Genomic DNA, 24,910 nt, shown 5'->3' on the forward strand with positions numbered 1-24,910 from the left:
ATCGCCCGATGATGGGCGTGTATCCGGGCGCGCTGGACGCCCGGGGCGAGCGGCTGGCGGGGCCGATCTTCACCTTCGTCGGGCTGGCCGCGCTCGCCGCGTGCTCGTTCTGGGCGGCGGGCCGCGACTCGGACTGGCGCGGCACCCTGATCGTCGTCCTGGTCACGGCGGCGTGGCTGACGTTGCTGATCCCGCTGTTCCCGCGCCGGAAGGCGCACCCGTGGCTGACGGCCGGCTACTTCGCCGGTGTCCTGGTGGCCGCGGTCGTGCTGATCACGCGCAACGAGCTGTACACCGGGTTCGCGTCGGTCGGCTACCCGCTCGCGTTCGTGCTGTTCCCGGCCCGCTGGGGGTTCTTCGCGGTGGCCGCGACGGCGGTGCTGCCGATCCTGGCCAAGGGCTCGTCCGGCACCCCGGCGCCGACGTGGGTGCTGGTCGCGTCCCTGGCCGGGCCGCTGCTGTACGCGGCCTGGTTCGTCGGCGCGGAAAGCGAGAAGCGGCGCAAGGCGAACGCCCGGCTGGAAGCCGCGCTGGAGGAGAACGCGGGGCTGCACGCGCAGCTGCTGACCCAGGCGCGCGAGGCCGGCGTGCTCGACGAGCGGCAGCGGATGGCGCGCGAAATCCACGACACGCTGGCCCAGGGCCTGACCGGGATCGTCACGCAGCTGCAGGCCGCCGACCGCGAGGACGGCCCGGACCGCGACCGGCGGCTGGCGCAGGTGCGCGACCTGGCCCGGGACAGCCTGAGCGAAGCGCGCCGCGCGGTGCAGGCGCTGCGGCCCGAACCGCTGGCCGGCTCCCGGCTGCCGGAAGCGCTTTCCGAGCTGGCCGGGCGGATCACGCAGACGTCCGGGGTGAGCGTGCACACCGAAACCACCGGCGAAGTCCGGCCGCTGCTGCCCGAGGTGGAGGTCACGCTCTACCGCGTCGCGCAGGAAGCACTGGCCAACGCGGAGAAGCACGCGAAGGCGTCGAGGATCGGGCTGACACTGTCCTATTCGGACGAGGTGGTGCTGCTGGACGTCGTCGACGACGGCGTCGGGTTCAGTCCCGGCGACCGCGGCGACGGCACCGGCTTCGGGCTGGAGGCGATGCGCCACCGCGTCCAGCGGGTAGCGGGGACGCTGTCGGTCGAGAGCGCGCCGGGCGGCGGCACGGCGGTCAACGCCCAGGTCCCGGCGCTGTGATCCGGGTACTGGTCACCGACGACCACCCGATCGTGCGCGACGGGCTGCGCGGCGCGTTCACGGGCGAGCCGGACATCGAGGTCGTCGGCGAGGCGGCGTCCGGGCTGGAGGCGCTGGCGCTGGTGGCCCGGCACCACCCCGACGTCGTGCTGATGGACCTGCGCATGCCGGAGCTGGACGGCGTCGGCGCGATCCGCAGGCTGGCCGTCTCCCATCCCGCGGTCCGCGTCCTGGTGCTGACGACCTACGACGCGGAGACGGACGTCCTCCCGGCGATCGAGGCGGGCGCGACGGGCTACCTGCTGAAGGACGCCCCGGTCGCGGACCTGCTGGCCGCCGTCCGCGCGGCGGCGCGCGGCGAGGCCGTGCTGGCGCCGAGCGTCGCGGGCCGGGTGCTGGGCGGTTTTCGCCAGGCCGGCCCGCTGACCCGCCGCGAGCTGGAGGTCCTGCGCCTGGTGGCGGCCGGGGCGACGAACCGCGCGGCGGCCGGGAAGCTGTTCATCAGCGAGGCGAGCGTGAAGACCCACCTCGTGAGCGCGTACACGAAGCTCGGGGTGAACGACCGCGCGGCGGCGGTCGGCGAGGCCTACCGCCGCGGCCTGCTCTGAGGCGTTTCACCCGTTTCGGCGGTGCGACCGGGCACGGATCCTGCCTTGACCACCGGACCGGGCGCGGCGTGCGGCCGGCCTGGCTAGGCTGGGTGGAGTGGAACCGGTGGAGATCAACGCGGGCACCTACTACCTGCGCCAGCTGCGCGCCGACCGGCACATCGACGACCGCCCGGCGCTGATGGAGGCGTTCGCCGACCCGACGCACCGCAAGTACGTGCTGAACTACCGCCTGCGCACCCTCGACGAGGCAACGGAGTACGTAACCCTGCGCGCGGCCCAGTGGGCAGGCGACGAGCGCTGCTCCTGGGCGATCGCCGAGCCGACATCGGGCCGGCTGCTGGGCGAAGTGGGCCTCCGCGAGCTGGACCTGGACAAGGCGTACGCGGAGGCGACGGTCTGGGTCCACCCGGCCGAGCGAGGCAAGGGAATAGCAACAACGTCGCTGAACGCGGCCCTGCGCTTCGGTTTCGGCGGCCTGGGGCTGACGGAGGTCAGCTACCGCTACGAGGAGAGCAACGCGGCATCAGCCATCGTGGCGGAACGCTGCGGCTTCACGTTGATCGGCCCGGAGGACGACCGAGCCCCAACAGGCGAGCGCCTGATCCGCTGGCACCGCACGTCCTGACCAGAGGCCTGATACCGGTCCGTCGCCGGTAGACCACACCGCAGCGGCAGCCCCAAAACGCGCGTTTCGAGTTCCCAGCTCCCAGCCCGGGCCGAAACTCCCCCGCCCTTCCCTGGGGGGGCGGCCCCGAGGCCAGTCTATCGGTGACCCCGGACGGGAACGCTCCTGAAACCCCTGGTCAGCGTCGGTTGTCCACAAGTCCGGGGGCCTGTGGACAACCCCGCTGTCAGCTGACCGGCGCCACGATTCCCGAGCGGGCCTCCGGGGCTGCGATCCGCAGGGCGTCCGCCGCTTCGTCGCTTGGCTGGGACTGGGACTCGCGTTCGGCTTCGACTCGCGCTCGGTAGACCTCCACCTCGCGTTTCACCGTTTCGGGGGACCAGCCGAGGACCTCGCCCACCAGGTCCGCGACCTGCTCCGCGCAGTCGACGCCGCGGTGGGCGTACTCGATCGAGATGCGGGTGCGGCGGGCCAGGACGTCCTCCAGGTGCAGCGCACCCTCGTGCGCGGCCGCGTACACCACCTCGACGCCCAGGTAGTCCGGCGCGTGCTCGACCGGCTTGAGCAGCTCCGGGCGTCCCTCGGCGAGCCCGAGCACCTCGTGCACCAGCGAGCCGTAGCGGTCCAGCAGGTGCCTCACCCGGTAGGGGTGCAGGCCGTGCTCCGCGGCCAGGTGGTCGGCCTGGTTGACCAGCGCGTGGTAACCGTCCGCCCCGATCAGGGGAACCTTGTCCGTGATCGACGGCTGAGAGCGGCCCGGCAGATCGACTGCCGCCGCGTCGACGGCGTCCGCCGCCATCACCCGGTACGTCGTGTACTTGCCGCCCGCGATCGCGACCAGGCCCGGCGCCACCCGCGCCACCGCGTGCTCACGCGAAAGCTTCGACGTCTCTTCGCTCTCGCCCGCCAGCAACGGGCGAAGCCCGGCGTACACACCTTCGATGTCGTCGTGCGTCAACGGGGTCGCCAGCACGCTGTTGACGTGCTCCAGCAGGTAGTCGATGTCGTGCTTGGTCGCCGCCGGGTGCGCGAGGTCGAGGTTCCAGTCCGTGTCCGTGGTGCCCACGATCCAGTGATTGCGCCACGGAATGACGAACAGCACCGACTTCTCGGTGCGCAGGATCATCCCCGACTCCGACACGATCCGGTCGCGCGGGACGACGATGTGCACACCCTTGCTCGCCCGCACCCGGAACCGCCCGCGGCCACCGGACAGGCGCTGCAGTTCGTCGGTCCAGACGCCGGTGCAGTTGATCACGACGGCCGCCGAGATCTCCGTCTCGCGCCCGTCTTCGACGTCGCGCACGCGCACGCCGGACACCCGGTCGGCCTCCCGCAGGAAGCCGACGACCTGGGTGGACGTCCGCACGATCGCGCCGTAGTGCGCCGCAGTCCGGGCCACCGTCATGGTGTGGCGGGCGTCGTCGGACTGGGCGTCGTAGTAGCGGATCCCGCCGATCAACGCGGACCGCTTGAGCGCCGGCACCATCCGCAGCGCGCCCGCGCGGGTCAGGTGCTTCTGCCCCGGGACGCTCTTGGCGCCGCCCATCGTGTCGTACATCAGCAGGCCCGCCGCGGTGTACGGCCGCTCCCACACCCGGTGCGTCAGCGGGTAGAGAAAGCTGACCGGCTTCACCAGATGGGGGGCAATCGTCGTCAGCATCAGCTCGCGCTCGCGAAGCGCTTCCCGCACCAGCCCGAACTCGAGCTGCTCCAGGTAGCGCAGGCCGCCGTGGAAGAGCTTGCTCGAACGGCTCGACGTCCCGGACGCCAGATCCCGCGCCTCGACGAGCGCGACCCGCAGCCCGCGGGTGGCGGCGTCCAGCGCCGTGCCGGCCCCGACCACGCCGCCGCCGATCACGACGACGTCGAAGGTCTCCTTGCCCAGCCGCTGCCAGGTCTCCTCCCGCTTGCGCGGGCCCAGCCGAGCCGGGTTCGTCTCCGCTGCGTGCTGTGCGCTTGCCACGTGACAGTCCTCCTCGAGCTGGCGAGGGTTCCAGCATCGCACGACCCGGTGATCCTCCGCCCGTTCGCGGATGACACATGTGGCGTAACCCTCCGCGATCTTGAAAAGATTGCGCTCTCCGGTCCTTGGACCGGGCTTCTACGCCCGGGTAACGTCGCCCGGACGTGGGTCGGCAACGGTGCCGTGGCACGCCGTGATCGACCCTGCGCAGAGTGTCCAGTGTGGAGGTGCAGCGGTGAGTGCTGGGGCAATAATCGTCTGGGAACTACTGGGAACAGCGGCGCTGATCCTGCTCGGCAACGGCGTGGTGGCCAACCACGTGCTGCGCAAGACCAACGGCAACAACGGCGGAATCCTGTTCATCAACTTCGGCTGGGCCTTTGCCGTCTTCACCGGCGCCAGCATCGCCGCGCCCAGTGGCGCGCACCTCAACCCGGCGGTGACCCTCGGGCTCGCCATCGCCGACAAGACCAAGTGGGCCGATGTGCCCTTCTACTTCATCGGGCAGATGGCCGGCGCCATCATCGGCGCCCTGCTGTGCTGGGCGACCTACAAGCTCCAGTTCGACGACCACCCCGAGCCCGAGAACACCCTCGGCATCTTCTCCACCGCGCCACAGATCCCGAACCGGGCGTGGAACCTCGTCACCGAGGTCATCGGCACCTTCGTCCTGGTGGCCTGGATCCTGCTCAGCCCCACGTTCGCGGCGACCGACGGCGGCACCCCGAACTTCGGCAACTCCGCGCTGGGCTACGCGGGCGTCTCGTTCGTCGTCCTGGTGATCGGTACCTCCCTCGGTGGCCCGACGGGCTACGCCATCAACCCGGCGCGTGACCTCGGCCCGCGGATCGCGTACGCGTTCCTGATGCCGATCCGCAACAAGGCGAACGCCAACTGGGGCTACTCCTGGATCCCGGTCGTCGGCCCGCTCGCCGGTGGCGCCCTCGCAGCGCTCCTCTACCTCCTCGTGCACAACCTGACCTGATCGCCCCGCCCGAGAACTTCCTGGAGCACACATGACTTCGTACGTAGCAGCGATCGACCAGGGCACGACCTCGACCCGGTGCATGATCTTCAACCACGAGGGCCGGGTCGTCGCCGTCGACCAGAAGGAACACGAGCAGATCTTCCCGAAGGCGGGCTGGGTCGAGCACAACGCCGAGGAGATCTGGGAGAACACCCGCGCGGTCGCCGCGGGCGCCATCGCCAAGGCCGACCTGCACACCAAGGACATCGTCGCCGTCGGCATCACCAACCAGCGCGAAACCGCGCTGGTCTGGGACAAGACGACCGGCAAGCCGGTGTACAACGCGATCGTCTGGCAGGACACCCGCACCGACCGGATCGTCACCGAGCTCGGCAACCTCGGCGGCGGCCAGGAGCGCTACCGCGACAAGGTCGGCCTCCCGCTCGCGACGTACTTCTCCGGGCCGAAGGTCAAGTGGATCCTCGACAACGTCGAAGGCGCGCGCGAGAAGGCCGAAGCCGGTGACCTGGTCTTCGGCAACATGGACACCTGGGTGCTGTGGAACATGACCGGCGGGCCCGACGGCGGCGTGCACGTCACCGACCCGACCAACGCCTCCCGCACCATGCTGATGGACCTCGACACGCTGCAGTGGGACCCCGAGATCGCCGCCGAAATGACGATCCCGCTGTCCATGCTGCCGGAGATCCGCTCCTCCTCCGAGGAGTACGGCAAGGTCCGCGAGAAGGGCGCGCTGGCCGGCGTGCCGATCGCGGGCATCCTGGGCGACCAGCAGGCCGCGACGTTCGGCCAGGCCTGCCTCTCACCCGGCGAGGCCAAGAACACCTACGGCACCGGCAACTTCATGCTGCTCAACACCGGTACCGAAAAGGTGATGTCGCAGAACGGGCTGCTCACCACGGTCTGCTACAAGATCGGCTCGAACGACACGATCTACGCGCTGGAAGGCTCCATCGCCGTCACCGGTTCGCTGGTTCAGTGGCTGCGCGACAACCTCGGCATGATCGCGACCGCGGCCGAGATCGAAGAGCACGCGCGCAGCGTCGAGGACAACGGCGGCGCGTACTTCGTCCCGGCGTTCTCGGGTCTGTTCGCTCCTTACTGGCGGTCCGACGCTCGCGGCGCGATCGTCGGGCTCACCCGGTTCGTCAACAAGGGACACCTGGCCCGCGCGGTGCTGGAGGCGACCGCCTTCCAGTCGCGCGAGGTGATCGACGCGATGAACGCCGACTCCGGTGTCCCGCTGAAGTCGCTCAAGGTGGACGGCGGCATGGTCGTCAACGAGCTGCTCATGCAGTTCCAGGCCGACATCCTCGGCGTGCCGGTGATCCGCCCGGTGGTCAACGAGACCACCGCGCTGGGCGCCGCGTACGCCGCCGGGCTGGCGGTCGGGTTCTGGAAGTCCGAAGACGACATCCGCACCAACTGGGCCCAGGACAAGCAGTGGGACCCGTCGATGGACGACGCCCGCCGCGAATCCGAGTACCGCAACTGGAAGAAGGCCGTCACCAAGACCTTCGACTGGGTCGACGACGAGGACTGACCGGTCAGGGCCGGGGGCGCCGACGGCGCTCTCGGCCCGCCCCGTCAGTCGTCCCAGCCCCGCGGTTTGCCGGACTTCTCCGTCGGCGCGATGACGAAGAACGGCACGCCCTGGTCGTCGGCGAGCAGCACGTGCCTGCCTTCCGGCGAGTCGACCGGCTCGCCCAGGACCCGGCCGCCGAGTTCGACCGCCTTCGCCGCGCTCGCGTCCGCATCCGTCACCCAGAAGTACACCCGCCAGTGCGACGGCACGTCCGCCGCCGACACGCCGATCCCCCCGACGGGCCGCCCGCTCGCCAGCAGTGCCTTGTACGTCGAGCCGCCGCTGCTCTCGTCTTCGAAGGCGTAGCCGAACACCCGCTCGTAGAACACTTCGGCCGCCGGGTAGTCCTGACTCACGCACTCGTTCCAGGCCAGCGCGCCCGGCCCCGCCATGACCTGCGTGCCCTGGTGCTCACCGGGCTCCCAGAGGCCGAACGCCGCGCCGCCCGGATCGACCGCGACGGCCATCCGGCCCTCCTTCGCGACCTCCATCACCGGTACCACGAGCTGCCCGCCAGCTTCGGTGATCGCCGCCGCCGTCTTGTCCACATCGGACACCGAGAGGTACGTCGTCCAGACCGCCGGCATCTCCTGGTCCGGCGGCGTCTGCCCGATCCCGGCGACGGGACGCCCGCCCAGCGTCGCCATGCCGTAGAAGCCGGTCTCCTCACCGCCCGCCCGCACGTCCCAGCCCAGCAGGCCGCTGTAGAAGGCGATCGCCTTCGCCTGGTCCGGCACCATCAGGTCCACCCAGCTGGGTGTCCCGTCGGGCCACGGCTCGTCGCGGAACAACATGTCGGCTCCCTACCCTCGTCGGCGCCGCCTCGGTGACGGCCGACACAGTGAAGCACCGGGGTCCGACAAAAACGGAAAATCAGCCCTGGACCAGGTGTGCGTAGACGACGATGTTGTCGACGTAGTTGTGCGCGCTCCGGTCGAAGACGCCGCCGCAGGTGATCAGCCGCAGCTCGGGATCCGCCGTGTCGTCGTAGACGCCTTCGGCTTCGAAGTCCTTTTTGGGCACCTGGTGCACTTTCGTCACCTCGAAGAGTGCCGTGGAGCCGTCCTTGCGGGCGACCGTGACCCGGTCACCGGCGGCCAACTCCTTGAGGCGGAAGAAAATCCCCTTCTGGTGGTTGCCGTCGACGTGCCCGAGCACGACGGCCGGGCCGACCTCGCCGGGCGTCGGCGCGTAGGTGTACCAGCCCGCCTGCAGCGGCGTCGTCACCGGCGGCACCTGGACGGTGTTGTCCGGGTTGAGCCCGAGCGGGACCAGCGACGAGTGCGCGCCGATCTTCGGGATGTCGATCGAGACGGGCTCCGACTTGGGCAGCGCCGCGACGGCGTCCTGGGCCTCGCTCGCGGGTGCCGGGCTCACCGCGACCGGCCGAGCCGGCGGCGGCTGGGCGTCGGACGGCCCGGGCCCGCCGCCGAGCGTCAGCGCCAGCACCGCCAGCGCGGCTAGCAGCGCGACGACGAGCGCGATCAGGTAGCCCCGTCTGTTCGTGATCCTCGTGGTCATGGTCTCCCCCGTGCCTGGCTCCTGAAGTTCACACGTCCGGGTGGCCCGTTCGGTTGGGTCCCGACGGTACCGCCGCGGGAGGGCCACTCCGGAACCCCCGTTCCGGAGTGGCCCGGGAGATCAGCGGCGCCGGGCCCGCCGGGCCAGCACGAGGCCGCTGCCTCCGACCGCGAGCACGCCCATGGCGGCCGCGGCCGCCAGCGGTGCGTCGGAACCACCGTCCGGTGCGTCCGTGCCACCGGTCTGCGGGGCGCCCGCGGGCACCTTGGCGACCTGCTTCGGCGCCGGGTTCCCGGCGGCCGGGAGCACCTCGAAGGACGTCGTCGAGGTCTCGATGCCGCAGTGCAGGGTGACGGAGTACTTACCGGGCTTGACGTTCGCGACGGTGCCGGACGCGAAGCCGGGCTTGTCGGGGACGACCGCGGCCGAGCGGATGCTCACCGTCTCGTTCGGCCAGGTCGAGCAGCCGAAGTCGAAGTTCACCCGCGCGCCCGGCCGGGCCTTGCTAGGCGACACGGTCAGCTGCTTCTTGACGCGGGTCATCGGGCCGTCCGGATACTCCGGCTTGGTGGTGGCCGTGGCCGGCGCCGACGGCGTGTCCGCCGCGAGCGCGGCGGTGGGCGCGAGCACCAGGAATGCCGCGGCGACACCGGCGACGACAGCAGTGTTCTTCATTCTTTTCTCCCCTGTGGATTACGCTCGGAAAATGGGAACGGATGCCGTTCGCAGTTCCCCCTGCATCGGCTTCATCCGCTCACCTACGCACCTGAAGACGTCTCCACCTGCGGTTGGTTGCGCCCGAAAGTCACGAAAACGGAAGGTTGGGAACACAAGAAAAAACCACCCGGGAGCGTGGCTCCGAGGTGGTCTTTTCGAGCTGGTGAATCAGCCGGCCATGCTGCCGTCGCCCGCTTTCGCGGCACCGGAAGGCACTTTCGTCACCTGGGCGGCCGGCACCGAGAACTGGGTGCTGTAGGACTTGCCGCCGCAGGTCACGCTCAGCGGGTACGTCCCGGCCGCGGTGCCCGGCTTGAGGGCGGCGTCGGCGCTGATGTTCGCGTCCGCGCCCATGAACGGGCCCGGCGTGTAGTTGGAGAACGTCAGGACCGGCGAGGAGAAGGCCGGCGAGGCGCCGTCGCACTTCGCCAGCGCGACGTTCGGCGCGTCCCGGACGTACTTGTCCACGAGCGACTGGTTGATCGCGGTGTTGACGTTCAGCTGGACACTGCCGGCGCTCGGCGCGGCCGCGGGGGTCGGACTGGTGCTCTGCGCTGACGCCGGCGCTGCCAGCCCCGTCGCCCCGATCACCGCTGCCGCAACGAAAACCAACGTCTTGCGCACCTTCGCACCCTTCGCGTCCTTCAGCCTCACAACCGACAAGACGCGACGGGCGCGGCTGGGTTGCGTCCCGGATCAGTCGAGATCGTCGTGCCGCATGAGCTGGCGCCCGGCCTCGGTGATCGAGCCCGAGAGCGACGGGTACACCGAAAATGTCAGTGCCAGGTGGTCCACTGTGAGCTGGTTCTGGACGGCGAGCGCGATGGGAAGGATGAGCTCGCTCGCCTGCGGCGCCACGACGACCCCACCGACGACCACGCCGGTGGCGGGGCGGCAGAACAGCTTGACGAAGCCTCGGCGGAGGCCCTCCATCTTCGCGCGCGCGTTGGTGGCCAGGGGCAGCATGATGGTGCGCGCGGGCACCTCGCCGGCGTCGATCGCGTGCTGGCTGATGCCGACGGTCGCGATCTCCGGGTGGGTGAAGACGTTCGCGGCGACGGTCTTGAGCTTGATCGGCGCGACGCCCTCGCCCAGCGCGTGCCACATCGCGATGCGGCCCTGCATGCTCGCCACCGAGGCGAGCATGAGCACGCCGGTGCAGTCGCCGGCGGCGTAGATCCCGGGAACGGAGGTGCGCGAAACGCGGTCGACGGTGATGAACCCGCCGGGGCCGGGCGAGATGCCGACCTTGTCGAGGCCGAGGTCGGCGGTGTTCGGGATGGACCCGACCGTCATCAGCGCGTGGCTGGCTTCGATCACGCGGCCGTCGGCGAGGTGGATCTCGACGCCCTTTTCGGTGCGCTCGACGCGGTCGGCGCGCGCCTGCTTCGCCACGGTCGTCCCGCGCTGCGAGAAGACCTCTTCGAGCACGGCGGCGGCGTCGGCGTCCTCGTGCGGCAGCACGCGGTCGCGGCTGGAGACGACGGTGACCTTGACGCCCATCTCGGTGTAGGCGGACGCGAACTCGGCGCCGGTGACGCCGGAGCCGATCACGGCGAGGTGCTCGGGCAGCTCCTGGAGCTCGTAGAGCTGCCGCCAGTCGAGGATGCGCTCGCCGTCGGGCACCGCGCCGGGCAGCACGCGCGGGGTGGCGCCGGTGGCGATCAGGACGACGTCGGCCGGGAACTTCTCGGTTTCGCCGTCCGGCGTGGTGACGGCGACCTTGTGCGTCGCGAGGCCGGGCTCTTCGTCGCAGAAGCGCGCCTGGCCGATGACGACGCGGACGCCCTCGCGCTGGACGCGCGCGCGGATGTCGGCGGACTGGGCCAGCGCGAGGCCCTTGACGCGGCCGTGGACGGTCGGCAGGTCGATGCTCGTGTCGGCCATGTCGGTGTTGATGCCGAGCTCGCCGAGGTCGTGCATCTTCGCCAGCGCGCCCGAGCTCGCGATGAACGTCTTCGAAGGGACGCAGTCGTAGAGGACGCAGGCGCCGCCGAGGCCGTCCCGCTCGACGATCGTGACGTCGGCCCCGTGCTGGGCTGCGACCAGCGCGGCTTCGTAGCCGGCCGGGCCCCCGCCCATGATCACGATCCTGGTCACCTGGGTCCTCCTCGAAGTGCGTGAATGCGGTGGTCTCACCGTACGCGGCGAAGGTGACCGGACACTGAAGTGGGCGAACACGCCGAGCGCGTCCACTCGGGTGAGCGGGGGGTCGCTACGCTGTCGGCGTGCCGTTGTATGCCGCTTACGGATCGAACATGGAGCCCGCCCAGATGCTGGAGCGCGCGCCGCACTCTCCGATGGCCGGCTCCGGCTGGCTGGAGGGGTGGCGCCTGACCTTCGGTGGCGAGGACCTCGGCTGGGAAGGTGCCCTGGCCACGATCGTCGAGGACGCCGGCTCCCGCGTCTTCGTCGTGCTCTACGACGTCACGTCCCTGGACGAGACGGGCCTCGACCGCTGGGAAGGCGGCGAGCTGGGGATGCACAGCAAGATCCGCCTCAGAGTCCAGACGATGGACGGCTCGGTCCTGGCCTGGCTCTACGTCCTGGACGCCTACGAAGGCGGCCTCCCCTCGGCGCGCTACCTGGGCGTCCTGGCGGACGCGGCCGAGGCGGCCGGAGCCCCCGCCGACTACGTCGACGACCTCCGCACCCGCCCCTGCTCCGGCATCACCGGCTGATGCCTCTCTAGATCACGCGTGATGCCCGCCCAGTCACGCGTGATGCCCCGGCAATCACGTGTGATGCCCCGAACGTAACTTGAACGCGTCTCGCAGCTCAGCAAGTACCCGGTCTGGATCACGCAGGTCGACGGCGGTGGCGCGGATCGTGATCCAGCCACGACCGGACATCCGCCGATCCCGCTCGGCGTCGAGTTGCTGTCGTTCCTCGTGCGCGGCGAACCCGTCGTATTCGAGGGCTATCCGCACCTCAGGCCACGCGATGTCGAGCACGTAGAGCTTGCGCCCGTCGATGTCCGCGATCTCGTACTGGGCCTCCGGGACCGGGAACCCGGCCTCGACCACGATCAGCCGCAGGATGCTTTCAGGTGGCGATTCGGCCTTCCCCGTGGCGAGCGCCAGCAGCATCTGCGCCCTGTGGATACCTCGTCGGTCTCGGCGGTCCATGACGCGGTCGCGCACGTTCTTCCGCAGGGCCTGGCAGTGGTCCGTGGAGAGCCCGGCCATCGCCTGATCCACGGCCGCGAACGCCGTTCGTTCATCGCCGTCGCACAGGTAATCGGCCAAGGCGAGATCGATCGAGAACACCGGGAGACCGTCGATTTCGACCACGTCCGACGGCTGGAATTCGGCGCGGTGCACAACCAAGCCCGGCTTCGACCTGGCCCGCTTGACGGCCGGAACGGACAGGTGCACGACAGGGTCGTCGATCACCGATATCCCATGCAGGGCAAGGGAAGTAGCGCCGGACAACGCCGCCGGCGGTCCTACGTGGAGCAACGCCGCCTGAGCCAGCGTCGCCAGATTCAGCGAGTCGGCAGCGTGAATGAGCACGCCGCGCCAAGGTTGGGCGAGAACGCCCGTCGCCAGCCCTTCGAGCACCGCCCGGCGGCCCAGTATTCGATCAGCCTCGGACCGCGAGACAGCTCCATGCCGCCCTCCCCAATTGATCACACACTCGAGAATCGGCCCTTCCCTCAACGAAGGGAAGGGCCGATCTCACGACCTGTGGACAACTCGGGATACCTGTGGACAACTCTGTGCGGAAAGAGGCATCACGCGTGACTGGAGAGGCATCACGCGTGATTGGCGGGGCATCTCACGCGAGGGTGGCTAGGGCGGTGTGGACCAGGGTGCGGACTCCGCAGGCCAGGGCTCGCTCGTCCAGGATGAAGGTCGGGCGGTGGATGTCCGATTGCGGAGACGGGTCGCCGGGCCAGACGCCCAGCCGGGCGAACGCTCCCTGGACGTGCTCCAGGTACCAGCCGAAGTCTTCGCCGCCCGAGGACTGCTCGGTGCCGGCCACCGCGTTCTCGCCCAGGGCCGCTTCAACGCCTGCGCGCATCAGGGCCGTGGAGTCCGGGTCGGAGACCACCGGGGGGACGCCGCGGCGGTAGTCCAGGTGGAAGCCGACGCCCGTGGGGGCCAGCAGGGACTCCACCGAGGAGGCGACCAGCGGCTCCAGGGCCGTCCAGACCTCGTGGTCCGCCGTGCGCAGGGTGCCGCGCAGGACGCCGTCCTGGGGGACGGCGTTGGCCGCCTGGCCCGCGTGGACCGCGCCCCAGACCAGGACCGTGCCGGAGCGGGGGTCGACGCGCCGGGACAGCACCGACGGCAGCGACGTGATCACCGTGCCGAGCGCGTGGACCAGGTCGGCGGTCAGGTGCGGGCGGGACGTGTGCCCGCCCGGCGACGTCAGGCGCAGCTCGATCAGGTCCGCGGCCGACGTCAGGGCGCCGACGCGCATGCCGACCTGGCCGACCTCGAGCCGCGGGTCGACGTGCAGGCCGTAGATCCGGTCGACGCCCTCCAGGGCGCCCGCGGCGATCATGTCCAGCGCGCCGCCGGGCATGACCTCCTCGGCGGCCTGGAAGATCAGCCGCACCTTGCCGGGCAGCTCCGGCGCGCCGGCCAGGGCACGGGCCGCGCCGAGCAGGATCGCCGTGTGGGCGTCGTGGCCGCACATGTGCGCCGCGCCTTCGACGGTCGACGCGTAGGGCAGGCCGGTCGCCTCGGTGAGCGGCAGCGCGTCCATGTCCGCGCGCAGCGCCACGCACTTCTCGCCACTGCCGATGTCGCAGACGACGCCGGTGCCGCCGGGCAGCACCCACGGCTTGAGGCCGACGGCGCGCAGCAGCGTGACGACCAGTTCGGTCGTCGCGAACTCGTGCCGCGACAGCTCCGGGTGCGCGTGGATGTGCCTGCGCCAGGCAAGCACGTCCGTCGCGTTGGCCCGGAGCCAGTCGTCGAGCCAGAACGGGCCGCGGCCCGCGCCAAGGTCCTCCACGGGAGCCATGGTTACGCCGGCCTCGGAAATGAGCGCCTCCGGCCCCTCGATAGGGGTGATGATGCGCCCGTGGGGGTCGCCTGGAACGTCCGGTCGTGAGTCGAGCACCGTCACGCCGCACCTCCTCCCGCAACACGGGTAACCCGCGCAGCGGCTGGGGTCACGCAACGTGCCGATCGTTCTGTCGTACGCATTTGCAGACGATCGTGCACCATGCAGGCGGCAAGCCGCGCCTCGAAACGAGGCGTCCTAGACGGCCGGTAGCTGATCTGCGTTGAACGGTGTGCAGTAATTCGGCCAAGGCGAACGCCGACCGCTGTTCGCCCGGTTGGACGCCGCCCTACGCCTTTTTGGCCTTCTTCGACCGGATCCGCCGCCCCCAGATCACGATGCCGAGCAGCACGACCGCGACCAGCCCGGCGACCAGCTTGTTCTTGGTCTTTTCGGTGTTGGCCTTGTCGGTCTGGGCCGGGTCGAGCACCGGCCCGGGCGCCTGGGTCTGCGCGAGCACGGGCGCCGCACCGGCGTGCGCCACGGTCACGGTGACGGCCACCGGCCGCACCGGCTCGGCCTGCGCCGGCGACGCGGTGAACAGCACCGCCCCCAGCAGCCCGACCAGGACCAGACCCCGCAACTTCGCCATGTCATCCCTTCGCCACGACCGGCGGTCAACCGGCATTGTGCCCGCGCGGCGCCCCTCGGTCAGCCACCGAACGCGTCGAGGATCCGCTGTGCACCGAGGGTAGCCGTCAGTTCACCGTCGCGCACCGCCCGCTCGACGTCGGGAACGACCGTTCGCACGTCCGGATGCGCCGCCAGCCGACTGAGCAGTTGTTCACGAACCATCGACCACGTCCAGTCGACCTGCTGCTGCCGCCGCCGGGCGGCCAGCTCGCCGGACGCCGTGAGCGTTTCGCGGTGCTGCTCGATCGCGCCCCACACCTCGTCGAGCCGCAGGTTGTGCAGTCCGCTGCAGGTCAGCACGGGTGGCGTCCACGACGCGTCGGGACCGTAAATCATCCGCAGGGCGCCCGAAAGCTCCCGCGCCGCCCGCTTGGCGTCGCGCTCGTGGTCGCCGTCGGCCTTGTTGACGGCGATGACGTCGGCCAGCTCCAGCACGCCCTTCTTGATGCCCTGGAGCTGGTCGCCGGTGCGAGCGAGGGTCAGGAACATGAAGCAGTCCACCATGTTCGCGACGGCCACTTCGGACTGTCCCACCCCGACGGTCTCGACCAGCACGGTGTCGTAGCCGGCCGCCTCCATCAGCACGATCGTCTCGCGGGTCGCCCGCGCGACGCCGCCCAGCGTCCCGGACGTCGGCGACGGGCGGATGAACGCCCGGTCGTCGACGGCCAGGCGCGCCATCCGGGTCTTGTCGCCGAGGATCGACCCGCCGGTGCGCGTCGACGACGGGTCGACCGCCAGCACGGCCACGCGGTGCCCGGCCGCCGTCAGGTCGGTGCCCAGCTGGTCGATGAATGTCGACTTGCCGACACCGGGGACGCCGGTGATCCCGATCCGCCGCGCGCTGCCCGACGACGGCAGCAGCTCGACGAGCAGCTCCTGCGCCTGCGCCCGGTGGTCTTCGCGCTGGGATTCGACCAGCGTGATCGCCTTCGACAGCGTGCCGCGGTCACCCGCCAGGACGCCCTTGGCGTAGGCCGTGACGTCGATCTTGCGCGGCAACGCTCAGGACTCCTGCGCCGAGAGCTGGCCGAGCAGGTCGATGGCCGCGTCCGCGAGCACCGTGCCGGGGCCGAAGATCGCCGCCGCCCCGGCCTCGCGCAGCGCCGGGTAGTCCTGCGGCGGGATGACGCCGCCGACCACGACCATGATGTCCTCGCGGCCCAGCTCGGCGAGCTCGTGCCGCAGCGCCGGCACCAGCGAGAGGTGCCCGGCGGCCAGCGAGGACACCCCGACGACGTGGACGTCCGCCTCGATCGCCTGGCGGGCGACCTCGGCCGGCGTCGAGAACAGCGGGCCGACGTCGACGTCGAAGCCGATGTCGGCGAAGCCGGTGGCGATCACCTTCTGGCCGCGGTCGTGGCCGTCCTGGCCCATCTTCGCGACGAGGATCCGCGGCCGGCGGCCCTCTTCCGCGGCGAACTCCTCGACCAGCGAGCGGGCCTTTTCGACGTTCTGCGACTTCCCCACCTCTTCGCGGTAGACGCCCGAGATCGTCCGGATCTGGCCGGAGTGACGGCCCCAGAGCTTCTCCAGCGCGTCGGAGATCTCGCCGACCGTGGCCTTCGCGCGGGCCGCGTTGATGCCCAGCTCCAGCAGGTTGCCGCCGTTCCCGGCGCCCTCGGTGAGCCGCCGCAGCGCGTCCTCGGTGGCGTCGGAATCACGCTCTTCCCGAAGGCGCCGCAGCTTCTCCAGCTGCTGCGTCCGGACGCCGGCGTTGTCGACCTTCAGGACTTCGATGTCTTCATCGCTCGTGACCTGGTACTTGTTGACGCCGATCACCGGCTGCCGTCCCGAGTCGATCCGGGCCTGCGTGCGGGCCGCGGCCTCCTCGATGCGCAGCTTCGGGATGCCCGCGTCGATCGCCTTGGCCATACCGCCGGCCTGCTCGACCTCGCTGATGTGGCCCCACGCCTTGCGCGCGAGGTCGTAGGTCAGCTTCTCGACGAAGGCGCTGCCGCCCCACGGGTCGATCACCCGCGTGGTGCCGGATTCCTGCTGCAGCAGGAGCTGCGTGTTGCGGGCGATGCGCGCGGAGAAGTCGGTCGGCAGCGCGAGCGCCTCGTCCAACGCGTTGGTGTGCAACGACTGCGTGTGCCCCTGGGTCGCGGCCATCGCCTCGACGCAGGTGCGCACGACGTTGTTGTAGACGTCCTGGGCGGTCAGCGACCAGCCCGACGTCTGGGAGTGCGTCCGCAGCGAAAGCGATTTCTGCGACTTCGGGTCGAAGCCCTTCACGAGCTTCGCCCAGATCAGCCGGGCCGCGCGCAGTTTCGCGACCTCCATGAAGAAGTTCATCCCGATCGCCCAGAAGAACGACAGCCGCGGCGCGAACTTGTCGACGTCCAGCCCGGCCTCGGTGCCCGCGCGGATGTACTCGACGCCGTCGGCGAGGGTGTAGGCCAGCTCGAGGTCGGCGGTCGCCCCGGCCTCCTGCATGTGGTAGCCGGAGATGGAGATCGAGTTGTACTTCGGCATGTGCTGCGAGGTGTAGGAGAAGATGTCGGAGATGACCCGCATCGACGGCTGCGGCGGGTAGATGTAGGTGTTGCGGACCATGAACTCCTTGAGGATGTCGTTCTGGATGGTCCCCGCGAGCTGCTCCGGCTTCACCCCCTGCTCCTCGGCCGCGACGACGTACAGCGCGAGCACCGGCAGCACCGCGCCGTTCATCGTCATCGACACGGACATCTTGTCCAGCGGGATGCCGTCGAAGAGCTGCCGCATGTCGTAGATGGAGTCGATCGCGACGCCCGCCATGCCGACGTCACCGGAGACGCGCGGGTGGTCGGAGTCGTAACCGCGGTGGGTGGCCAGGTCGAAGGCGACCGACAGGCCCTTCTGCCCGGCCGCGAGGTTGCGGCGGTAGAAGGCGTTGGACTCCTCGGCGGTGGAGAACCCGGCGTACTGGCGGATGGTCCAGGGCTGGTTGACGTACATCGTCGGGTACGGCCCGCGCAGGTAGGGCGCGATGCCAGGGTACGTGTTCAGGAAGTCCACATCGGACAGATCCGCGGCGGTGTAGACCGGCTTGACGCCGATGCCTTCGGGCGTCTCCCAGTCCAGCGCGTCCGGGCCCTTGCCGGTGGCTTCCTGCACCGCGCGCGCCCAGGTCTCCCGGTCGGCGGGCGGCGGCGTGCCGAGGTCGACGTCGGCGAAGTTGGGGATGGTCATCGCGAGACTCCCAGCTCGGTGTGCAGGCCGTTGAGGACTTCGAGGGCGTCACAACCGGCGAAGACGTTGCCGTCGACGCCGTCGTAGGACCCCTTGCCCGCCAAGAGAACGTGGTCGGCGCCCAGCGAGGCGGCCACCTCGGCGGCCTGCTCGGCGTAGGCGTCGTCGGTGCCGCAGAGGCAGGCGATCCTGGCGCCGGACGCCCGGAACGCGCCGGGCAGGTCGTCGGTCGCGCCCGGGTTGACCGCTTCGATCCCGCCCGCCTGGAACAGGTTGGCGGCGAACCCGGCCCGCGCGGTGTGCGCGGCGACCGGGCCGAGCGTGGCCAGGAAGACTTTCGGCCGCGCGCCGTGCGCGGCCAGGTACGCGTCCGACGCGTCCCGCAGGGCCTCGAAACCCTCGGCGTAGCGGTGCCGCGGCAACCCGCCTTCCGCCGGAGGATCCAGCGGCTCGCGCTTCACCGGCTTCTCGGTCAGGTTCGGGAACTCGCTGACGCCGGTGAGCGGGTCGCGCCGGGTGGCGAGCCGCTTCGCGCGCTTCTCCCACGTCTCGGCGAGGCGGCCGGCGAGCGCGCCGGACGCCAGCTCGGCGACCAGGCCGCCCGCGCCTTCGATCGCGGTGAACTCGGCCCACGCGACGCGGGCGAAGTCGTCGGTGAGCTTCTCGACGTACCAGGAGCCGCCCGCCGGGTCGACCACCCCGGCCAGCTTGGACTCCTCCAGCAGCACGGCGTGGGTGTTGCGGGCGATCCGCGCGGAGAACGCGTCGGCCCGGCCGATCGCGGCGTCGAACGGCAGCACCGTGACGGCGTCCGCGCCGCCGACCCCCGCGCCGAAGCAGGCGACGGTCGTGCGCAGCATGTTCACCCACGGGTCGCGCTGGGTCAGCATCGACGGCGACGTCACGGCGTGCTGGCGCATCGGCGAGGAGAAGCCGCACACCTCGGCGACGCGCGCCCAGAGGCGGCGGGCCGCGCGCAGCTTGGCGATGGTCGAGAACTGGTCGGCGGTCGCGGCGATCCGGAACTCCAGCTGCCCAGCGGCCGTTTCGGCGTCCAGGCCCGCGTCTGTCAGGGCCCGCAGGTAGGTGACGCCGGCGGCGACCAGCGCGCCCAGCTCCTGCGCGTCCGAGCCGCCCGCCTCGTGGAACGGGAGGCCGTCGGCGACGATCGTGCGCACCTTCGGGTACTTCGCGGCGACACGCGCGGCCAGCGCGGCGGCCGGCTCCAGCGCGACCTCGGCCCCGGTCCGGGCCGCGAGGCCGATCGGGTCGGCGCCGAGCACGGCGGTGGCTTCGCTCGCCGGGATCTCCCGCTCGGCGAACAGTTCGAACAGCGCGTCGGCGGCGGCTTCGTAGTCGGCGCCGGCGTCCAGGACGACCGGTGCCAGGTCGAGGTAGACCTCGTTCAGCGCGTCGGCCACCGCGCCGGGCGCCACGGTCAGCCAGATCGACGTCACGCCGCCTTCGAGGTCGGCGAGGACGGCCTTGTTGACGGCCTTCGCGTCGGTGCCGGTGAAGCGGGCGCGCACGTCCCAGCCGGTGGTCACCTGCCCCTGCGGCCGCGCGCCGCGCACGAACGGCGGCAGCCCGGGGAAGCCGCTTTCCGCGGGTACGTCGTCCGCCGTGTACAACGGCTGGATCTCGATCCCGTCGTAGGTCCGCGTGACGAGCTTGCTCTCCGGGGCGCCCGTGAAGTCCTCCGGCAGCCTGCCGCTCTTGCGCAGGACGCCGGCGACGAGCTCCTGCCACTGCACCCGTGTCGCCTGGGGAAACTCGGCCGCCAGGTCGAGTTCGGAGATCGGCGCTGACTCCGGACCGGCCAGTTCAGTCATACCCAGTGATGGTAGAGGCACTCGACACGGAGAACCTGTGAGTCTGGTCGCCCCTGGGGGTGGTAGGGGTCGGATCCGGGTACGACACAATTGGCGGGTGCCCCCCTCCAGCGAAGAGACACGACTGGTCGCCGGTCGCTACCGGCTGCGCTCGGTGCTGGGTTCCGGGTCGATGGGCACCGTCTGGTCGGCGTACGACGAGTTCCTGCACCGCCAGGTGGCCGTCAAGGAGATGAAGGTGCCGCCGGGCATCCCCTCTTCGCAGGCCGACGAGCTGCGGGAACGCACTCTGCGCGAGGCCCGCGCGATCGCCGTGCTGTCTCACCCGAACGTGATCATCCTGCACGACGTCGCCCGCGAGAACGATCAGCCGTTCGTGGTGATGGAGCTGCTGCCCTCGCGCAGCCTGGCGCACATCCTGCGCGACCACGGGCCGCTGACCGTCGAGCAGGCCGCCGCGATGGGCATCGCCGTCGCGTCCGCGCTGGAGGCCGCGCACGCCGCCGGCATCACCCACCGCGACGTCAAGCCGGGCAACGTCCTCGTGGCCAGCGACGGCCGGATCAAGCTGACCGACTTCGGCATCGCCCGCAACGTCTCCGAAGCGACCATGACCCGCACCGGGATCATGCTCGGCTCCCCCGCCTACATCGCGCCGGAGGTCGCCTCGGGCGGTCCGGTCACGCCCGCCGCGGACCTGTGGGGCCTGGGCGCGACGCTGTTCGCCGCGGTCGAGGGCGCCCCGCCGTACGACGCCGACGGCGACCCGCTGGAGACCGTCGGCAAGGTCGTCAACGGGAAGGTGCCCAAGCCGAAGGCCGGGCCGCTCGCCGACGTCATCTCCGCGCTGATGAAGAAGGAGCCGGACCAGCGGATCACGCTGCGCGACGTCCGGCACCGGCTGTACCCGCGGCAGACGAAGACCGCGCTCGACCTGTTCGGCCCCGAGCTGTTCCGCACGCCGGACGGCAAGAAGACGTCCGCGCAGCCGGACGCGAGCGACACGCAGGTGATCAAGACCGTCCTGCCGGAGAAGGTCGAGAAGAAGGCCGAGGCCAGCTCCGAGCTGGCGACCGACCCGGGTCCGCTGCCGTTCCTGAAGCCGCCCACCGCGGCGCCGCAGCCGCCGGCGGCCACCGTCTACGTCCCGCCACCGCCACCACCCGCGCCGCGGCCGGGCCGGCGCAGCACCGCGGCCACCGCCGCACTCATCGGCGTCGCGATCCTGCTCTTCCTGGTCGCCGCCGGCGGCGGGTTCGCGCTGGCCAGGACGGTCGGCGGGGAGCCGCTGCTGCCGCCGGCCGCCGAGCCGCGGCCGACGTCGAACGGGACCACCGAGCTGCCGCCACCCGAGCTGGTGCGCCAGTCCGGCGACGCGGGCGTGGCGACCGGGGCGAGGGGCGGCGAGTTCGGCCTCGGCGTGCCGAAGGGCTGGCAGAAGTTCGTCGCCCCGCACGACTCGCGCTTCGGGGCGAGCACGGTCGTCCAGTACGTCTCGGAGGACGGCCGCCGCGCGATCCGGCTGGAGCGGCTGGCGAACTACTTCGGCGACTACCCCAGCGACCAGGCGTACATCGACCAGCTGAAGCTGCTCTACCCGTCCGACGGGTTCTTCCTCCTCCCGCCGGAGCCGGTGGCGAACGGGACCACGCTGACCTTCCGCACGACCGACCGGGGCGCCGAGACCAGCGTCACCCGCGTGACGTTCATGAACCTGCTCAAGGCGGGTACGAGCCTGTGGGTCTTCTCGGTCACCGCCCCGACCGAGCAGGAGGACGCGACCCGCAAGGACGTCTTCGAGCCGGTCGCCCAGTCGCTGACCATCGCCGGCTGACGACCCGGTCAGTCGGGAACGTCGCCGAGGACCTCGCGGGACAGCAGCTCCTGGCCGAGGTGGCGCAGGCCCGCGAAGATGCGGTCGCCCAGGACCGTCACGACCAGGCCGGCCTCGATGATCTTGTCGAACGACGTCAGGCCCGTCACCGTGTCGACGTCCAGCTCCGCGACCCGCAGCGCCAGGTGCGCGTACTCCTCGAGGCGCTCCGCCAGCTTCTCGTGGCCCAGCTCCTTCGCCGTGGCCAGCGCCGCGACGAGGTTCACGACCCCGACGTGCTTGCGCTTCAGCTCGCCCCAGCCGTTGCGGCGGACGATCCCGTCGAGCAGCTCCCACGCCCACTGCGCGGCCTCTTCGGAGACCTGCGGCGGGGTACCGGCCAGCTCCTCCTGGACGACGCCCATCGTGCGGTGCGGGGTCTTGTCGCCGTCGATCGCTTCGAGCACCGCGCCGACCGAGGCCAGCGACATCCCGCCGACCTCGGTGAGGGCCTTGATCAGCCGCAGCCGCTGGACGTGCGCCGCCGAGTACCGGGCCTGGTTGGGGCTGGTGCGCTCGCCCGGCGGCAGCAGGCCTTCGCGCAGGTAGTACTTGACGGTCGCGACCGGCACCCCCGACTCGGCGCTCAGTTCGGCCATCCGCATGCGTGTCCGCTCCGATTCTGCATTCGATTCCGGGGTCGGCTTCAGAGGCAACCCTGAAGACTTCTCAGCATGGATAGCTTAGCTTCCCATAACGGAGAGCTTGACTATCCGTTCTGGGAGGAACCATGACCATCCTTGCCGATCTCCGGACGAGAACCCGCGGGTGGCACCCGCCGTCGCGCTACGCCGGCGCCGTCTACGGCGTGGTGGCCGTGCTCTGCGTCGCCGCGCTGCTCGTCGACCACCGGACCCTCGAAGGCGCGCCGATCTGGGCCAAGCCGCTCAAGTTCGCGATCTCCGGCAGCCTCTACTTCCTCACTTGGAGCTGGCTGGTCTCGCTGCTGCCGCGGTTCCGCCGCACCGCGAGCGGGCTGACGAACGCGCTCGTGGTGATCTTCACCGGCGAGTACGTCCTGCTGGTGTTCCAGGCCGCCCGCGGCCGGGCGAGCCACTTCAACAACTCGACCCCGCTGGACGCCACGATCTACGACGTCATGGGCAAGATGATCATCGGCCTCTGGTCCGCGACGTTCGCGCTGACCGTCCTGGTCATGTTCACCAAGGTCGCCGACCGCGCGAGCTTCTGGGCCGTGCGCGCCGGCGCCGTCCTGTCGCTCGCCGGGATCTCGCTCGGCATGCTCATGACGAGCCCGACCGCGCAGCAGCTGGCGCAGTGGAAGTCCGGCGGCACGCCGGACATGGTCGGCGCGCACACGGTCGGCCTCGGCGACGGCGGCCCCGGCCTGCCGATCCTCGGCTGGAGCACGGTCGGCGGCGACCTGCGGATCCCGCACTTCGTCGGGATGCACGCCCTGCAGGCCCTGCCGCTGCTCGCGATCGCGCTGCTGGCCCTGACCTCGCGGTTCCCGCGCCTGCGCGACGACGTCGTCCGCGCGCGGCTCGTCCTGATCGGCGCCGCCGGCTACGCGGGCCTGATCGCGCTGGTCACCTGGCAGGCGCTGCGGGCGCAGTCGATCGTCCACCCGGACGGCCTGACGCTGAGCGCGGCCGCCGCGCTGGCCGCCGCCGTCGGGCTGAGCGCGTGGGCCGTCGTGCGGGCCCCGGCCCGGGTGGCCGCGTGATGGCCCTGTTCACCTGGGCGTTCCCGCTGGCGACGCCGTTCTGGGCGCTCATGATCCTGCTGCCGAAGTGGCAGTGGACGGCCCGGATCATGCGGTCGCCGTGGGTGCCGCTGCTGCCGCTGGTCTGCTACTTCGGGCTCGTCCTGCCGCACTTCGCGGAGTGGGGGCGGGCGATGCTCCGGCCCGACCTCGGCGTGCTGCAGTCGATCCTCGCCACGCCGTGGGGCGCCGGGCTCGTCTGGGCGCACCTCATCGCGTTCGACCTGTTCATCGCGCGGTGGATGTACTTCGAGGCCCGCTCGCTGGAGATCTCGCCGTGGATCGTCAGCCCGATCCTGCTGCTGACGATCTTCCTTTCGCCGTTCGGGCTGGTGGTGTTCCTGGCTGTCCGGAGCGTCCGGATACGCTCGCGGGCATGAGCGCACAGGAAGCCGCGGCCGTCATCGCCGACCGCACTGGGGTGGACAAGCACGACATCGCCGTCGTGCTCGGTTCGGGCTGGCGCCCGGCCGCGGACGTCATCGGGGAGCCCGAAGCGGAGATCCCGCTGGGCGACCTGCCCGGGTTCGAAGCGCCGAGCGCGGTCGGCCACGGCGGGACGGTGCGCTCGGTGCGCGTCGGCGACCGCCGGGCGCTGATCCTGCTCGGCCGCACGCACTTCTACGAGGGCAAGGGCATCGACCCGGTGGTGCACAACGTGCGCACCGCCGCGGCCGCCGGCGCCCGGACGGTGCTGCTGACCAACGCGGCCGGCGGGCTGCGCCACGGCTTCCAGGTCGGGCAGCCGGTGCTGATCTCCGACCACCTCAACCTGACGGCGCGGTCGCCGATCGTCGGCGCGAACTTCGTCGACCTGACGGACCTCTACTCGGCGCGGCTGCGTTCTCTCGCGAAGGAGATCGACCCGTCGCTCGAGGAAGGCGTCTACGCGGGCCTGACCGGGCCGCACTTCGAGACGCCCGCCGAGATCCACATGCTGCGCACGCTGGGCGCGGATCTCGTCGGCATGTCGACGGTCCTGGAGGCCATCGCGGCCCGCGCCGCCGGCGTCGAGGTCTTCGGCCTCTCGCTGGTGACGAACCTGGCCGCGGGTATGACGGGCGAGCCGCTCAACCACGAAGAGGTGCTGGAAGCCGGCCGCGCGGCCGCGACCCGCATGGGCTCCCTGCTGCGCGACCTGGTCGCCCGCGCCTGACCGCAACAGCCGCGAAGGCCTCATTACCAGCTCTTATGGCCGGGAAGGAGGCCTTCACGGCTTTCAGGCGAACGACGGGAGCTGCGCGGCGACTTCGGCCGGGGACGGCATCGCCGCGACCTCCGCGGCCAGCGCGCGGGCCGCGTCGCGGACGGACGAGTCCGTCAGCAGGTGGCGGGCCTTCTCCGCGACGGCGTCCGGGGTGACCTCGGCGGCGAGCAGGCGGGCGCCCCCCCCCCCCCCGCGCACCCCCCCCGCCCCCCCGGCGCCGTCCCCCCCCGAGCCGACCACCCCCCC

Annotated in this window: 24 protein-coding genes; 10 read left to right on the plus strand and 14 right to left on the minus strand. The window is 71.1% G+C overall.

Going from position 1 to position 24,910, the window contains the following annotated elements; all coding sequences use genetic code 11:
* The first annotated feature begins 8 nt into the window (after positions 1 to 8).
* The 3 genes from VA596_RS40750 (at position 9) to VA596_RS40760 (ending at position 2,423) form a co-directional block, all read left to right on the plus strand.
* A complete protein-coding gene (locus VA596_RS40750) occupies positions 9 to 1,187 on the plus strand; it encodes a sensor histidine kinase (protein WP_323334767.1) in 1,179 nt (392 codons plus the stop codon).
* Positions 1,184 to 1,795, plus strand: coding sequence for a response regulator transcription factor (locus VA596_RS40755; protein ID WP_323334769.1), 612 nt, complete (start codon positions 1,184 to 1,186; stop codon positions 1,793 to 1,795). Before VA596_RS40750 ends, VA596_RS40755 begins: the two co-directional genes overlap by 4 nt.
* A gap of 97 nt (positions 1,796 to 1,892) precedes the next feature.
* Positions 1,893 to 2,423 (plus strand): GNAT family N-acetyltransferase, encoded by a 531-nt coding sequence (locus VA596_RS40760; protein ID WP_323334770.1) that lies wholly within the window; start codon positions 1,893 to 1,895, stop codon positions 2,421 to 2,423.
* A gap of 226 nt (positions 2,424 to 2,649) precedes the next feature.
* Here the strand turns inward: VA596_RS40760 and VA596_RS40765 are convergent, their stop codons facing one another.
* Positions 2,650 to 4,389 carry a glycerol-3-phosphate dehydrogenase/oxidase gene (locus tag VA596_RS40765; RefSeq protein WP_323334771.1) on the minus strand — a complete coding sequence of 580 codons (1,740 nt, stop codon included), beginning with the start codon at positions 4,387 to 4,389 and terminating at the stop codon, positions 2,650 to 2,652.
* Between the two features lie 235 nt (positions 4,390 to 4,624).
* On the opposite strand from VA596_RS40765, the gene VA596_RS40770 reads away from it, so the two are divergent.
* Positions 4,625 to 5,374 carry an MIP/aquaporin family protein gene (locus VA596_RS40770; RefSeq protein WP_323334773.1) on the plus strand — a complete coding sequence of 250 codons (750 nt, stop codon included), beginning with the start codon at positions 4,625 to 4,627 and terminating at the stop codon, positions 5,372 to 5,374.
* A 31-nt stretch (positions 5,375 to 5,405) separates the two neighbouring features.
* A complete protein-coding gene (gene glpK / locus VA596_RS40775; protein WP_323334774.1) occupies positions 5,406 to 6,920 on the plus strand; it encodes a glycerol kinase GlpK in 1,515 nt (504 codons plus the stop codon).
* A 44-nt stretch (positions 6,921 to 6,964) separates the two neighbouring features.
* Here the strand turns inward: glpK and VA596_RS40780 are convergent, their stop codons facing one another.
* From VA596_RS40780 to VA596_RS40800, 5 genes are all read right to left on the minus strand, one after another.
* Positions 6,965 to 7,756, minus strand: coding sequence for a VOC family protein (locus VA596_RS40780; RefSeq protein WP_323334776.1), 792 nt, complete (start codon positions 7,754 to 7,756; stop codon positions 6,965 to 6,967).
* Between the two features lie 79 nt (positions 7,757 to 7,835).
* Complete coding sequence (locus tag VA596_RS40785) at positions 7,836 to 8,483, minus strand: class F sortase (RefSeq protein WP_323334777.1); 648 nt, start codon at positions 8,481 to 8,483, stop codon at positions 7,836 to 7,838.
* Between the two features lie 120 nt (positions 8,484 to 8,603).
* The gene (locus VA596_RS40790; protein ID WP_323334779.1) at positions 8,604 to 9,158 is read right to left on the minus strand and encodes a hypothetical protein; all 555 of its coding nucleotides are present in this window, start codon (positions 9,156 to 9,158) and stop codon (positions 8,604 to 8,606) included.
* A 210-nt stretch (positions 9,159 to 9,368) separates the two neighbouring features.
* On the minus strand, positions 9,369 to 9,824 hold the full coding sequence (locus tag VA596_RS40795; RefSeq protein WP_323334781.1) for a hypothetical protein: 456 nt from the start codon (positions 9,822 to 9,824) through the stop codon (positions 9,369 to 9,371).
* A gap of 72 nt (positions 9,825 to 9,896) precedes the next feature.
* On the minus strand, positions 9,897 to 11,300 hold the full coding sequence (locus VA596_RS40800) for an NAD(P)H-quinone dehydrogenase (protein WP_323334783.1): 1,404 nt from the start codon (positions 11,298 to 11,300) through the stop codon (positions 9,897 to 9,899).
* A gap of 128 nt (positions 11,301 to 11,428) precedes the next feature.
* Between VA596_RS40800 and VA596_RS40805 the strand changes: the two genes are divergently transcribed.
* Positions 11,429 to 11,881: a gamma-glutamylcyclotransferase gene (locus VA596_RS40805; protein ID WP_247060826.1), complete on the plus strand. Its 453-nt coding sequence runs from the start codon at positions 11,429 to 11,431 to the stop codon at positions 11,879 to 11,881.
* Positions 11,882 to 11,935: 54 nt separating this feature from the next.
* On the opposite strand, the gene VA596_RS40810 is transcribed toward VA596_RS40805, so the two are convergent.
* The 6 genes from VA596_RS40810 to VA596_RS40835 all read right to left on the minus strand — a co-directional run bounded on the left by VA596_RS40810 (position 11,936) and on the right by VA596_RS40835 (position 19,858).
* Positions 11,936 to 12,778 (minus strand): DUF559 domain-containing protein, encoded by an 843-nt coding sequence (locus VA596_RS40810; protein ID WP_323334843.1) that lies wholly within the window; start codon positions 12,776 to 12,778, stop codon positions 11,936 to 11,938.
* Positions 12,779 to 12,980: 202 nt separating this feature from the next.
* The gene (locus VA596_RS40815) at positions 12,981 to 14,282 is read right to left on the minus strand and encodes an amidohydrolase (RefSeq protein WP_323334786.1); all 1,302 of its coding nucleotides are present in this window, start codon (positions 14,280 to 14,282) and stop codon (positions 12,981 to 12,983) included.
* Between the two features lie 226 nt (positions 14,283 to 14,508).
* Positions 14,509 to 14,811, minus strand: coding sequence for a hypothetical protein (locus tag VA596_RS40820; RefSeq protein ID WP_323334788.1), 303 nt, complete (start codon positions 14,809 to 14,811; stop codon positions 14,509 to 14,511).
* Positions 14,812 to 14,870: 59 nt separating this feature from the next.
* Positions 14,871 to 15,854 (minus strand): methylmalonyl Co-A mutase-associated GTPase MeaB, encoded by a 984-nt coding sequence (gene meaB, locus VA596_RS40825; RefSeq protein WP_323334790.1) that lies wholly within the window; start codon positions 15,852 to 15,854, stop codon positions 14,871 to 14,873.
* 3 nt (positions 15,855 to 15,857) lie between these two features.
* Positions 15,858 to 18,026, minus strand: a complete 2,169-nt coding sequence (gene scpA, locus VA596_RS40830) for a methylmalonyl-CoA mutase (protein WP_323334792.1) — start codon at positions 18,024 to 18,026, stop codon at positions 15,858 to 15,860.
* The gene (locus VA596_RS40835) at positions 18,023 to 19,858 is read right to left on the minus strand and encodes a methylmalonyl-CoA mutase family protein (RefSeq protein WP_323334794.1); all 1,836 of its coding nucleotides are present in this window, start codon (positions 19,856 to 19,858) and stop codon (positions 18,023 to 18,025) included. The genes scpA and VA596_RS40835 overlap by 4 nt, the downstream gene beginning before the upstream one ends.
* Before the next feature lie 124 nt (positions 19,859 to 19,982).
* On the opposite strand from VA596_RS40835, the gene VA596_RS40840 reads away from it, so the two are divergent.
* Positions 19,983 to 21,692 (plus strand): serine/threonine-protein kinase, encoded by a 1,710-nt coding sequence (locus VA596_RS40840; RefSeq protein WP_410171966.1) that lies wholly within the window; start codon positions 19,983 to 19,985, stop codon positions 21,690 to 21,692.
* An 8-nt stretch (positions 21,693 to 21,700) separates the two neighbouring features.
* Here VA596_RS40840 and VA596_RS40845 read toward each other — a convergent pair whose 3' ends face one another.
* Positions 21,701 to 22,330, minus strand: coding sequence for a MerR family transcriptional regulator (locus tag VA596_RS40845; protein ID WP_323334798.1), 630 nt, complete (start codon positions 22,328 to 22,330; stop codon positions 21,701 to 21,703).
* A 131-nt stretch (positions 22,331 to 22,461) separates the two neighbouring features.
* Here VA596_RS40845 and VA596_RS40850 point away from each other — a divergent pair, with 131 nt between their 5' ends.
* The 3 genes from VA596_RS40850 to VA596_RS40860 are packed head-to-tail and all read left to right on the plus strand — an operon-like array spanning position 22,462 to position 24,613.
* Positions 22,462 to 23,418 (plus strand): hypothetical protein, encoded by a 957-nt coding sequence (locus VA596_RS40850; protein ID WP_323334800.1) that lies wholly within the window; start codon positions 22,462 to 22,464, stop codon positions 23,416 to 23,418.
* On the plus strand, positions 23,418 to 23,837 hold the full coding sequence (locus tag VA596_RS40855) for an ABA4-like family protein (RefSeq protein WP_323334802.1): 420 nt from the start codon (positions 23,418 to 23,420) through the stop codon (positions 23,835 to 23,837). The genes VA596_RS40850 and VA596_RS40855 overlap by 1 nt, the downstream gene beginning before the upstream one ends.
* The gene (locus VA596_RS40860; RefSeq protein ID WP_323334804.1) at positions 23,834 to 24,613 is read left to right on the plus strand and encodes a purine-nucleoside phosphorylase; all 780 of its coding nucleotides are present in this window, start codon (positions 23,834 to 23,836) and stop codon (positions 24,611 to 24,613) included. The genes VA596_RS40855 and VA596_RS40860 overlap by 4 nt, the downstream gene beginning before the upstream one ends.
* A gap of 63 nt (positions 24,614 to 24,676) precedes the next feature.
* On the opposite strand, the gene VA596_RS40865 is transcribed toward VA596_RS40860, so the two are convergent.
* Complete coding sequence (locus tag VA596_RS40865; RefSeq protein WP_410171967.1) at positions 24,677 to 24,904, minus strand: nucleotide disphospho-sugar-binding domain-containing protein; 228 nt, start codon at positions 24,902 to 24,904, stop codon at positions 24,677 to 24,679.
* Positions 24,905 to 24,910: the final 6 nt, after the last annotated feature.

Source organism: Amycolatopsis heterodermiae, assembly GCF_034929455.1.
Classification (GTDB): domain Bacteria; phylum Actinomycetota; class Actinomycetes; order Mycobacteriales; family Pseudonocardiaceae; genus Amycolatopsis; species Amycolatopsis heterodermiae.